At 42.0% G+C, this 13,397-nt stretch carries 10 protein-coding genes; all 10 read right to left on the bottom strand.

The window, feature by feature from the left end; genetic code table 11:
- Positions 1 to 36: 36 nt before the first annotated feature.
- A complete protein-coding gene (gene dnaE / locus ACJZU6_RS04845; protein ID WP_408900712.1) occupies positions 37 to 3,516 on the bottom strand; it encodes a DNA polymerase III subunit alpha in 3,480 nt (1,159 codons plus the stop codon).
- Positions 3,517 to 3,636: 120 nt separating this feature from the next.
- On the bottom strand, positions 3,637 to 4,248 hold the full coding sequence (rnhB, locus tag ACJZU6_RS04840; protein WP_080159008.1) for a ribonuclease HII: 612 nt from the start codon (positions 4,246 to 4,248) through the stop codon (positions 3,637 to 3,639).
- 5 nt (positions 4,249 to 4,253) lie between these two features.
- Entirely contained in the window at positions 4,254 to 5,396 is a 1,143-nt protein-coding gene (gene lpxB / locus ACJZU6_RS04835) for a lipid-A-disaccharide synthase (protein ID WP_080159007.1), read from the bottom strand.
- On the bottom strand, positions 5,396 to 6,184 hold the full coding sequence (gene lpxA, locus ACJZU6_RS04830; RefSeq protein WP_080159006.1) for an acyl-ACP--UDP-N-acetylglucosamine O-acyltransferase: 789 nt from the start codon (positions 6,182 to 6,184) through the stop codon (positions 5,396 to 5,398). Before lpxA ends, lpxB begins: the two co-directional genes overlap by 1 nt.
- Positions 6,181 to 6,636, bottom strand: coding sequence for a 3-hydroxyacyl-ACP dehydratase FabZ (gene fabZ, locus ACJZU6_RS04825; protein ID WP_045037461.1), 456 nt, complete (start codon positions 6,634 to 6,636; stop codon positions 6,181 to 6,183). The genes lpxA and fabZ overlap by 4 nt, the downstream gene beginning before the upstream one ends.
- Before the next feature lie 92 nt (positions 6,637 to 6,728).
- On the bottom strand, positions 6,729 to 7,757 hold the full coding sequence (lpxD, locus tag ACJZU6_RS04820; protein WP_080159005.1) for a UDP-3-O-(3-hydroxymyristoyl)glucosamine N-acyltransferase: 1,029 nt from the start codon (positions 7,755 to 7,757) through the stop codon (positions 6,729 to 6,731).
- Between the two features lie 103 nt (positions 7,758 to 7,860).
- Entirely contained in the window at positions 7,861 to 8,370 is a 510-nt protein-coding gene (locus tag ACJZU6_RS04815; protein ID WP_080159004.1) for an OmpH family outer membrane protein, read from the bottom strand.
- 17 nt (positions 8,371 to 8,387) lie between these two features.
- Positions 8,388 to 10,793 carry an outer membrane protein assembly factor BamA gene (bamA, locus tag ACJZU6_RS04810; protein ID WP_080159003.1) on the bottom strand — a complete coding sequence of 802 codons (2,406 nt, stop codon included), beginning with the start codon at positions 10,791 to 10,793 and terminating at the stop codon, positions 8,388 to 8,390.
- A 36-nt stretch (positions 10,794 to 10,829) separates the two neighbouring features.
- Positions 10,830 to 12,185 carry a sigma E protease regulator RseP gene (gene rseP, locus ACJZU6_RS04805; protein WP_080159002.1) on the bottom strand — a complete coding sequence of 452 codons (1,356 nt, stop codon included), beginning with the start codon at positions 12,183 to 12,185 and terminating at the stop codon, positions 10,830 to 10,832.
- Entirely contained in the window at positions 12,182 to 13,378 is a 1,197-nt protein-coding gene (ispC, locus tag ACJZU6_RS04800; RefSeq protein WP_408900711.1) for a 1-deoxy-D-xylulose-5-phosphate reductoisomerase, read from the bottom strand. Before ispC ends, rseP begins: the two co-directional genes overlap by 4 nt.
- Positions 13,379 to 13,397 lie beyond the last annotated feature (19 nt).

Raw genomic sequence — 13,397 nt, 5'->3', positions numbered from 1 at the left:
GGTTTGGTTATACCCTACCACAAATAACAAGCTAACTTAATTAAACTCAAGCTCGACCTGTTTATCACCTAAGAGCATTTTTAAATCCGACAATAATTTATCGGCAGGCGTTACGCGCCACTCTGTTCCTAAGGTAAACTTGGCCCGAGCATTCGAGCGCTGATAATACATATGAACAGGAACAGTACCTGCTCTATGCGGTTCCAACACTTGGCTGAAACGGGAAAAAAATTGTTCGTCGATTTGCTCTTCGGTTACCGAAATAGCGACACCACGAAGATGTTTTTCTCGTGCTTCTGAAATATCGAGCACTTCACGAGCTGACATTCTAAGGCCACCATTGAAATCATCAAAGCTGACCTGTCCAGATACGACCACTATTTTGTCTTTTTCGAGCAAATCTATGTAACGATCGAGGGCATCGGTGAATAACATCACCTCCATACGACCCGAACGATCATCTAATGTCATTAAACCAATACGGCTACCACGCTTGGTTGTCATCACCCGAGCAGCGATCACAAGTCCTGCAACAGACGCTACTTTATCACGTCCTGTTTGCTGCGCATCTTTTAAACGCCAGGTGGTGTAATGTTTTAATTCAGAGATGTAAGCATTAATTGGGTGACCTGTTAAGTATAACCCTAATGTTTCACGCTCACCTTCAAGCCAAACGCTTTCAGGCGCTTCGGCAATATTAGCATAGGCATGTTCAACTTCTTCTGGGGCTTCAGTTAAAACACCAAACAGATCTTCTTGACCCGACTCTTGCGCTTTATGATATTGACTCGCCGCTTTAATCGCATCATCAAGTGTTGCTAACATTGCAGCACGGTTTGGCCCTAATCGATCCAATGCACCCGATTTAATCAGCTTCTCAAGCACACGCTTATTGACCTTTTTAGTGTCAATACGGGCACAGAAATCAAATAAATCTTTAAAGTGGCCGTCTTTTTCGCGGGCACTAATAATATTTTCAATCGGGCCTTCACCGACACCTTTAACCGCGCCAATACCATAAACGACTGCGCCTTCATCATCAACATTGAAGCGGTACAGACCTTTATTCACATCTGGCGGCAATAATTTAAGATTCATGCGGTGACATTCATCAACCAAGCTAATGATCTTATCAGTATTATCCATATCAGCCGTCATTACCGCGGCCATAAACTCGGCTGGGTAATGGGCTTTTAACCACAATGTTTGATACGACACTAACGCATAAGCAGCAGAGTGTGATTTGTTAAAACCATAACCGGCAAATTTCTCTACCAAGTCAAAGATCTTCATCGACAATTCGCCATCAACCCCGTTGTCGATAGCACCTTGCTCAAATACGGCACGCTGTTTCGCCATTTCCGATGGTTTTTTCTTACCCATCGCACGACGTAGCATGTCGGCACCACCAAGAGTGTAACCTGCTAGAACCTGTGCGATCTGCATTACCTGTTCTTGATACAGAATAATGCCGTAGGTAGGATCAAGAATTTCTTTTAGCGATTCGTGTTGCCATTTTTCATCCGGGTACGATACTGCTTCTCGACCATGCTTACGGTCAATAAAGTTATCTACCATGCCTGATTGTAACGGACCGGGACGGAAAAGTGCCACCAAGGCGATCATATCTTCAAAACAGTCAGGCTGTAGACGTTTGATCAGATCTTTCATACCGCGAGATTCGAGCTGGAATACAGCGGTTGATTCAGAGCGTTGCAACATATCAAATGACTTTTTATCCGCCATAGGAATTGCAGCAATATTAACCGGCTCTAATCCTTGCTCGACACGACGTGGGTTGATCATCCCTAACGCCCAATCAATGATGGTTAATGTCCGTAAACCCAAGAAGTCGAACTTCACTAAGCCCGCGGTTTCTACATCATTTTTATCAAATTGGGTGACGGGGTTATTACCCTCTGCATCACAATATAATGGTGCAAAATCAGTGATGGTTGTCGGTGAAATAACCACACCACCAGCGTGTTTACCTGCGTTACGTGTTACACCTTCTAAAATGCGACACATATCAATCAGATCACGAATTTCTTCATCTGCTTCATACGATTGGCCTAATTGAGGCTCAACTTCAAACGCTTTTTCGAGCGTCATTCCAGGTTCTGCTGGAATTAATTTAGAAAGACGATCGACAAAACCATACGGATGACCAAGCACACGACCCACATCACGAATAACCGCTTTAGCAGCCATAGTACCGAAAGTAATGATCTGTGATACCGCATTACGGCCATACATTTCAGCAACGTGATCAATCACTAAATCACGTTTATCCATACAAAAGTCGATATCGAAATCGGGCATGGAAACACGTTCGGGGTTAAGAAAACGTTCGAACAGTAAGTCAAATTCTAGCGGATCCAAGTCAGTGATTTTTAACGCGTAAGCCACTAATGAACCAGCACCTGACCCTCGACCAGGACCTACAGGAACATCGTTATCTTTTGACCACTGAATAAATTCCATTACGATCAAGAAGTAACCAGGGAAACCCATTTGGTTGACAACTTTCAATTCGATTTCTAAGCGTTCATCATATTCAGGGCGACGTTGGGCGCGAACCGCGGGATCAGGAAATAGAAATTCAAGTCGCTCTTCAAGACCTTGTTGGGATTTAGTCACCAAGAAGTCTTCGATACTCATGTCACCAGTAGGGAAATTCGGCAGGAAATATTCCCCTAAACGTACTGTCACATTACAGCGTTTGGCGATTTCTACCGAGTTTTGCAGTGCTTCAGGGATATCAGCAAACAACTCGCACATCTCATCTTCGCTGCGCAAATATTGCTGTTCACTGTAAAGCTTAGGTCGATTAGGATCGACCATGGTGTAACCATCATGGATAGCAACGCGAATCTCATGAGCATCAAATTGGTCAGCGGTCAATAATCGTACATCATTGGTAGCAACCACAGGCAAATCATATTTTTCAGCAAGTTCAATGGCGAAATGCAGGTAAGCATCTTCATCAACACGACCTGTTCGCACCAATTCTAAATAATAATTATCAGGAAAATATGTTTGATAAAAAGCAACACAAGTATCCGTCAGCTGTTGATTGCCTTTTAGTAATGCACGTCCAACATCGCCCGTTCTTCCACCGGATAAAATGATTAACCCTTCACAGTGTTTAATTAGCCATTCTTTATCAATCACAGGTTGATGCTGAACATGGCCACGCTGATACGCTTCTGAAATTAATAATGTTAGATTTTTATAACCTTCATTATTGGCCGCTAAAATAGTGAGTTCAAATAGCTCATCGCCCATTTCTTGGCTTTGGACTTTAAAATCAGCACCAATAATCGGCTTCATACCTGCATCATGGGCAGCAAAATAAAACTTCACCAAACCACAGAGGTTAGTGAAATCAGTTAAAGCCAGTGCTGGCATGCCAAGTTCAGTCGCGCGCTTAACGATAGGTTTCACTTTCGCCAAGCCATCGATCATTGAATAATCACTATGAACTCGAAGGTGGATAAAACGGGGTTCTGCCATGACAACCTAATTCATTACATTACTTAATTAACAAAAATTATACCCGATCGAGTAGTCATTCGCCGTATAAAAAAAGGCGATACCAAATGGTTCGCCTTTTTATCACGCAATCACAAAGACTTAATCAAGCCCTAGTACGCGCTTAACAGGTTTAAAACTTTTTCGATGCTGGTCAATCGCGCCATATTGTTCTAATGCTGCAAAATGGGCTTTGGTTGGATAACCTTTATGCTTAGCAAAGCCATATTGTGGAAACTCTGCATCGAGGATTTCCATTTCACGATCACGTGTTACTTTGGCAATAATTGACGCCGCACTGATTTCAGCCACCCGTAAGTCGCCCTTCACCACCGCTTGTGCAGCCATAGGTAACGCTGGTGTTTTATTACCATCAATCAGTACAAAATCAGGCTGAATATGTAGCCCAGCTACAGCGCGTTGCATAGCAACCATTGTCGCTTGCAAAATATTCAACTGATCAATTTCGTCTGCTTCACAACGGCCAAGTGACCATGCCAATGCCTTTTGCTTGATTTCATCAAACAGTAAATTACGTTTTTTCTCGCTCAATTTTTTAGAATCAGTTAATCCCACAATCGGATTATTAGGATCTAAAATCACTGCTGCTGTCACGACCGCGCCCACTAATGGACCACGACCAACTTCATCTACTCCCGCAATACAGTTGGCTTGCGGATAGACAAAAGGAGGGAAATCTTGTTTTTCAGCCATAATAACTATGCCTTATCGATTAATGCTAACACGGCTTTTGCTGCTTGCTCATCAGCATTACAACGAATGGTTTTATGCATGCTTTCAAACTGCGCCATTAATGCACTCATGTCACCATAAAGGATATTATCAACTTCATGGAATAACTTCTCTGGCGTGCAATCATCTTGAAGTAGTTCGGTCACTAATTCACGATCGGCCATGATGTTAGGTAATGAAACATACTTCGTTTTTAGCATTCGCTTGGCAATCCACGCAGTGAGTGGCTTCACTTTATAGCCAACCACCATTGGGCGCTTCACGAGCATACACTCTAATGCCACCGTACCTGATGCGAGTAACACCGCATCCGCCGCTATCATGACATTTCGAGCAGTATCATCCACTAATTCAAAATCTAATTCAGGCGCAGTCGCTTGCCATGCTTGTTCAAATTGAGCACGACGTTTTTCATTCACCAATGCAACCACAAACCCTAGCTCAGGATGTTTTGCTTTGAGCTTTTGGCAAGTTTGAATAAAAGGCTCTGCAAGCATGGCCATTTCACTGCCACGACTACCAGGAAGCACGGCTAACCAACGTTTAGTTGGATCTAAACCAAGTAATTCACGCGCTGCAACTTGATCGGTTTGCAATGGAATCGTATCGGCCATGGTATGACCAACAAACTGACATGGCACATTAAATTTATCGTAAAATGCTTTTTCAAATGGCAGAAAAGCCAGCACTAAATTCGTTGCCGCTTCAATTTTAAAGATTCGCTTTTGACGCCATGCCCACACAGATGGACTAACATAGTGCACCGTTTTAATGCCACGATCTTTTAAGTCTTTCTCAAGTCGTAAATTAAAATCTGGCGCATCAATACCGACAAACACATCTGGCGGATTAGCACTGAAATATTTGACTAATTCAGCTTTAACTTTGAATAACCGCGGTAGTCGTCCAAGAACCTCAACGATCCCCATCACGGCTAACTCTTCCATATCAAACAGTGCTTCACAGCCTTGAGCTTGCATGCGAGGCCCCGCAATACCCACAAATTCAGCATCGGGATATTGGGCTTTTACGGCTTGAATAAAACCGGCACCTAAAATATCGCCGGAGATTTCTCCGGCGACAATAGCTATTCGAAGAGGCTTCGTCATTAGCGAATAATACCGCGTTCTGAGTTATCAAGTAATTCAGAAAAACGTGCAACTGACGGCCAATCTTTTGCCATTTCAGCAAGCACTGGTTTCACTTCAGCCAGTGTTTTTCCTGAACGATAAATTTCTTTATAAGCGCGACGAATAGCGTGTAATTCTGGCTTTTCAAACCCATTACGCTGCAAGCCAACAATGTTTAAACCAAACGGTTTAGCGTGGTTACCTTGAGCTAATACATACGGCGGTACATCTTGTACCACGGCAGAACAACCACCAACGTAGCTGTAAGCACCCACAGTACAGAATGGATGAATCGCAGATAATGCCATTACACCTGCATAATCACCCACCGTAACATGACCACCTAAAATGGAGTTGTTACCAATGTGGGTATGATCGCCAACAACCACATCATGCGCAATGTGAGCATTAACACATAATAAATTGTCGTTACCAACAACTGTCACACCTTTATCTTGTGTGGTGCCACGGTGAATCTGAACGCTTTCACGGATCACATTACGATCACCAATTTCTAAGCGTGTCGCTTCACCACTGAACTTCTTGTCTTGGCACTCTTCACCGACAATTGCAAACGGGAAAATACGGTTATCTTTACCAATAACTGTTGGCCCTTTAATGACGACATGAGACATCACCTCAGTGCCTTCACCAATTTCAACCCCAGTTGCAATATAGGTAAATGGACCAACTGTAACGTTAGCGCCAATGATTACCCCATCTTCAATCACTGCCGATGGGTGAATTTTCGCACTGTCATGAATCATGAGAATACTCGTCTCGCACACTTAAGTTCTGCTGAACATACCGTTTCGCCATCAACTTTAGCGATACCATTAAATAACGCGATACCACGACGTTCTTTAATAAATTCAACTTCAAGAATCATTTGATCACCAGGTACTACTGGCTTGCGAAACTTTGCTTTATCAATGCTAGCAAAGTAGTACAGTTCATTTTCTGCTGGCGCACCAAAGGTTTTAAACGCTAATAAACCTGTTGCTTGTGCCATTGCTTCTAAAATCAACACACCAGGAAATACTGGCATATTAGGGAAGTGACCCGTAAATTGTGGCTCATTGACAGAAACATTTTTAATAGCGGTTAAGGTTTTACCTTCATCATAATTGGTTACACGATCAATCATAAGAAATGGGTAACGATGAGGAAGAAGTGCCTGAATTTCGGTGATGTTTAACGTCTTATTTTCGGTCGTCAAAACTAAATTCCTGTCTTAAAAAGATATAAAAAATATGCGATGAAAATGCAAAACGGCCTACACAAGGCAGGCCAGTCAATGCTGATAAAAAATTATTCGTCGTTGGCTTTAAGTTGTTTTTCAACTGCCTTTAGACGTTTATTCATATCATCAATGCGATGAACCCGGGTAGCTGTTCGACGCCACTCTTTGTTAGGTTGCAGCGGAATACCTGAAGAATACATACCTTTATCTTCAATACTACGCATGACCATTCCCATACCGGTAATGGTTACGCCATCAGCAATCTTGATATGACCATTGAGTACAGAAGCGCCACCAATAATACAATATTTACCAATTGTAGTACTGCCAGCCACAATAGTACCACCCGCCATTGCTGTACCATAGCCGATCTGCACGTTATGGGCGATTTGCATTTGGTTATCAATAATCACATTGTCAGCAATAATAGTATCTTCTAGTGCACCACGGTCAATAGTAGTACAAGCACCAATTTCAACGCGATCGCCAATGCGTACCGAACCTAACTGAGGGATCTTAACCCACTCACCTTTATCATTCGCATAACCGAAACCATCAGCACCAATAACGGTACTTGATTGCACAAGACATTGTGAACCTAGCACTACATCATGATAGATAGTGACATTTGCCCACAACTTAGTGTTGTTACCAATAATGGCATTTTTACCGATAAAACAACCCGCACCAATTTGAACGTTATCGCCCAATTGTACGCCAGCTTCGATCACAGCATTGTGGCCAATAGCAACATTACTACCAACCGTAGCTGTTGGATCAATATAAGCTGAAGCAGCAATATCAGTCGCCGCAACAGGTGTTGTATCAAGAAGTTGAGCCACTAACGCATAGCTAAGATAAGGATCTTTTACGACGAGCTTATTGCCTTTGAAAAATTCGACATCCGCTTCTCGTAGCATTACTGCATCCGCTTGACACTCAGTAAGCTGTTGACGGTACTTGCTATCAGAAAGGAACGTGATTTGCCCTGTAGTAGCCTTGCCCATCGCAGCTATTGAGTGAATTTCAGTTGTGTCATCGCCATGGAGCTCTGCACCTAATTTATCCGCTAATTCAGCAAGAGTAATTACAGCCATTTTATCCTATCTCTCTTGTAACAACAGCCACCTAGAGGTGGCTGTTAGATCAAAAGTTGCAGCTGAATTCGCCAGCTACAACGTTTACCACAGGGTTACTGCTTTATTTTACTGCTGCAATAACTTTAGATGATAAGTCATCGCTCTTACTTGCAAACAATACTGCTTGTGCATCTAGCACAACATTGTAACCATTTTTCTTCGCTACAGTGTCGATCGCTGTACGGATTTTCTTAACAAGCTTTTGCTCTTCTTCCATACCACGACGACGTTGATCTTCAGCTAACGCTTTTGCTTTTAGCTTATAATCAGAATCAAGGGCTGCAAGTTGACGTTGAATGTCAGTACGTTGTGTTGGCGTCATTAGTTCACCATCACGCTTCATCTTTTCGATTTTGGTTTTCATTTTACCTTCAATCGAACGTAAAGCTGCCACACGGCCGCTGAATTCTTTTTGCAATTTCTCTTGTACTTTATAACGTGTAGCTAACTCAGACATAGCCTGACCTGTAGACACGTAACCAATTTTTTGTGCAGCTTCTGCCGCATTAGCGTACATAGATGAAGATAAAATTACTAAACCTAAACTTGCTGCTTTAATCCACTGTTTCAAAAGACTCTCCTTAAAAATTAGAATGACTGACCAATGGTGAATGTGAAGAACTCTTCATCATCCCCTTCATATTTCTTGATTGGTTTCGCAACCGAGAATACAAGTGGACCCATTGGGGACATCCACTGTAATGCAGCACCGTACGACGCTCGAATCATACCGGGATCTGAATAATCTGGTAATGAACTCGCGTTAGTATAATCAGGGTGGAATTCAGTATCCCACACCGAACCAGCATCAACGAAGAAGCTCGTACGTACTTGGTTTTTAACTTCTTGTGAAGCAAATGGTGTTGGAACAATTAATTCCATACTTGCTAGAGCAATAGCATTACCACCTGTAGACTCATCACTAACAACACCTTGTTGGTTGTTACCTTGGCCTTCACCATACACAGCTTTAGGGCCCACAGTATTAGAACGGAAACCACGAATAGTTGTAAAACCACCCGCATAATAGTTTTCGTAGAATGGCATTAGCTGATCGCTGCCATTATCTGTTTTACCGTAACCATTGCCGTAACCCAACTTACCACGAAGTAATAAGGTGTAGTCTTGTTTTTCTGTTAATGGAATGTACTGGCGAACATCATATTGCGTCTTGAAGTACTGTGAATCCGACCCCGGAATGGTCATCTTAAATGATGCATTCTGGTAATTACCTGATGTTGGGAAATAACCACGGTTTAAATGGTTACGCGTCCAAGAAATACTCCAGCTGAAGTCATCAAGTTCAATCGCATTATCACTGTTTTCATCAAAGCCATGGATCTTCTTAAATTGTTCGATCTGATAGTAATCTTGAATATTAGAGATCTTGTTATGATCATAACCCAAGCTAAAATCAAAGTAGTTCAATTCATTAAATGGGAAGCCCCATGTTAAACTTGCACCGTAGCTTTGGTTGGTGTAATCCGAGATATTAGCATCTGATGCTTCAAACTCGTTGTAGTAAATCTTACCACCAAGACTAACGTTGTTAATCGTGAAGTACGGATCTTTGTATTCAAGGCTAATGTTCTTAGAGTAATCATTAGTCATTGCATTAATGCCAAATAAATTACCTGTACCCAAGAAGTTTTTCTGGGTTAAACCCGCCTGGAAACTAATACCTGATTCAGTACCGTAACCCACACCGAAATTGACACTACCAGAGTTCGCTTCTTTAACTTTGTACTTCACATCAACCTGATCATCAGAACCAGGAACACGGACAGTTTGTACATCAACATTTTCAAAGAAACCAGTACGGTTTAAACGTTGCTTACCCGTTTCAATTGATTTAGCGTTGAGCCATGAACCTTCCATTTGGCGCATTTCACGACGTAATACTTCATCTTTAGTGGTGTTATTACCACTAAATTCAATATTTCGCACATATACACGCTTACCTTGTTCAACATTAACGATCAAGGATACTTGATGTGCAGCATCATCAAACTCAGGCATGATGGTCACTTTAGGGTAAGCATAACCTGCTTTACCTAAGTCACGCTTAACAGCTTCTTCTAATGCTGTTACTTCAGCACCATTATAGACACTGCCTGCTTTAAAGGTTACTAACTTATCAAACTCAGCAACACGGCCACTAACATCACCTTGGAACTTAACGTTTTTAACCTTGTATTGCTCACCTTCATGAATTTTTAAAGTAATGTACACGCCTTTTTTATCAGGAGAGATTGCAACATGCGTTGATTCTAAGCGGTACTTTAAATAACCATTATTGAGATACTGTGAGCGTAATGTTTCTAAGTCGCCTTGCAGAACTTGTTTTTGATACTTTTCATTCGCCATAAAGTCCCACCAAGGCACACTGTCCTTAAGCTTGAACTTACCGACCAAATCAGCATCACTGAAAACATGATTACCAAGGATATTGATCTGCTTAATTTTAGCGGATACACCCTCAGTGAAAACGAATTTAATATCAACACGGTTACGAGGCAAAGGCGTCACAACAGCTTCTACAGTAGCGTTATATTTACCCACACTGTAGTAGAAATCTTCTAGACCTTTATCAATCTTAGATAATGTTGTTCTATCTAGCGCTTCACCAACACGTAAACCTGATGCTTCAAGATTTTCTTTTAATTGCTCATCTTTGATAGCTTTATTGCCAGCAAAAGTAATATCAGCAATCGTTGGACGCTCTTTTACATCAACCAATAACGTATTACCGTCTCGATAGACCTTAATATCTTCAAAGTTGCCGGAAGAATAAAGAGATTTGATTAATGCTGAAATATCCTGTGGATCAACAGTATCACCAACGCGAACAGGCATCTTTAACAATGCTGCCCCCATAGTGACTCGCTGAAGACCTTCAAAACGAATGTTATCAACTACAAATTTATTTTCCGCGCTATGCGCAACGCTACTTGTCAAAAGCAGCGATGCGACTAACAGTTTTTTAATCGCCATTACTGTACTGATTATTCCTTGCTAAATACGCATTTATTAAAGTCGGGTAAAATCATTGAATAGCGCAACCGCCATTAACGCAACCAAAATGGCTGATCCCACTCTATAGCCAATATCCTGAATTCGTTCAGATACAGGACGACGAGTTACCGCCTCGATAGCAAAGAACATTAAATGTCCGCCATCAAGCACAGGTAAAGGTAATAGGTTTACAATGCCTAGGTTAACACTGATCAAGGCTAAGAAACCGAGGAAATAGACTAAGCCAAATTCGGCTGTCATTCCGGCTCCCTTAGCGATAGATATCGGTCCACTAAGGTTTTTCATTGCAACATCACCAGTCACAAGCTTAGTGACCATATCAAACGTTAGTGACACTAATTGACCGGTTTTTTCGGTCGCTTTGATCGCCGCATCAATTGGACCAAACTGTAAATTAACTTTGTACGATGCTGGCCAAGGTTCAATACTTGGTGCCAATCCTACATAGCCAACTTCTTTACCATCAGCTTCAACTTTTACACGAGGTGTCAATGATAACATCACTGGTTCCCCATCACGTAAAACTTCAACTTGTAGCGTTTTGCCTGGATGACTACGAACAGCATCAACAAATTGCTGCCACTGCGTTACTGATTTATCATCAACAGCGACAATCTTATCATTTAATTCAAATCCTGCATCAATTGCTGCACTATTATCAACAAGTTGTGAAACAGTTAGCGTAATTGGCGGTGTAAATGGCGAAATACCTAATGTCGTCAACACGCGCTGGGATTCAGGATCAAAAGACCAGTCAGTTAAATCAAGTGTACGTGAAACCACAACCGAACTGTCAGGCTCTTGTGCAGTTATCACAACTTGCTTATCTCCAATTTGAGAAATTAATGCCATATTGGCAGATTCCCAATCAGATGTTTCGAGTCCAGAAACTGATTTTAGTTCCATTCCTGGAATAATTCCCGCTTTCGCCGCAATAGATTGTGGCGCAACTTCACCGATAACAGGCTTTAAAGCAGGCACGCCAATCAGGTACACCACCCAATAAGCAAAGATAGCAAACACAAAATTTGCCATTGGACCTGCCGCAACAATAGCACTTCGTTGCCAAATTTTCTTATTATTAAACGCCATATGACGTTTCTCAGGCGGAACCTCGGCTACCCGCTCATCAAGCATTTTCACGTAACCACCCAGTGGTATCAGTGCTAATGTGTATTCTGTACCATCTTTACCGACGCGATTAAATAAAGCTTTACCAAAGCCAATAGAAAAGCGTTCAACATAGACACCACAACGACGAGCGACCCAAAAATGGCCAAACTCGTGAACGGCGATCAGAATACCAAGAGCAACTAAAAAAGCGCTTAAATTACGGATAAATTCAATCATGCAAATTCCTTCGCAATAATGTCTAAAGCAAGCTCACGCGCTTGTTTATCGAGCACCATTACGGCATCAATATCATTAGGTTCAGTTAATACTGCGGTGTCTAACACTAACTTGTTTACTTTCGCAATATCAGTAAAAAGAATTTCATTGGCTAAAAAGGCAGCAACAGCAATTTCATTGGCCGCATTTAAGGTGGTGGTTGCTGCTTGACCTTTATAGCAAGCATCAATAGCCAGTTTCAAACATGGATAGCGATCAAAATCAGGGGCCATGAAAGTAAACTCACCGATCTGACTAAAATCAAGTGGTGCCACGCTAGATTCAATCCGTTGTGGGTATGCCATTGCACATGCAATTGGCGTGCACATATCAGGTAATCCCATCTGTGCGATGACTGAACCGTCTTTATATTGCACCATTGAGTGGATCACTGATTGTGGGTGAATAATCACCTGCATTTGTTCGCGACTGGCATTGAATAACCATCGCGCTTCAATGTATTCCAAGCCTTTATTCATCATGGTTGCAGAATCAACCGAAATTTTAGGTCCCATAGACCAATTCGGATGTGCAATCGCCATTGCCGGTGTAACAGCATCTAATGTATTGATATCAGTATAGCGGAACGGACCACCGGAACCGGTTAATAATACCTTACTAACGCCATGAGCCGCTAAATCACAACGTCCCATACGGCGTTGAATTTCAGCAGGTAATGCTTGAAAAATAGCATTATGTTCGCTATCAACGGGCAATAATTCTGCCCCGTATTTTTCACAGGCATCAATAAACATCTGCCCGGTCATAACCAATGCTTCTTTATTGGCTAATAAAATGCGCTTACCTTTTTTAACCGCAGCCATAGTAGGTAATAAACCTGCAGCACCAACGATGGCAGCCATAACCGTATCAACTTCATCTAATGCTGCGACGTGACAAATAGCGTCATCACCACCAGAGACTTGAATGTTGAACCCTGCTTGCACCACTAAGTTGTTAAGTTGTTCAGCGGCAGTTACAGATGCCATTGCCGCATATTTCGGTCGCCATTGTTGACACAGTTCAAACATTTTGTCGACATTAGAACCCGCAGCTAATGCGGTAACTTCAAAAGAATCAAGGTTTTGAGCGACTACCGCTAAGGTACTACTGCCAATCGAGCCCGTAGCACCAAGAATCGTTAACTTACGCATAAAATCACTTACAGTTACA

The sequence above is a fragment of the Photobacterium piscicola genome (genome assembly GCF_046058925.1).
GTDB classification, from domain to species: Bacteria; Pseudomonadota; Gammaproteobacteria; order Enterobacterales; family Vibrionaceae; genus Photobacterium; species Photobacterium piscicola.
This window is presented reverse-complemented; position numbering and strand designations above follow the sequence as displayed.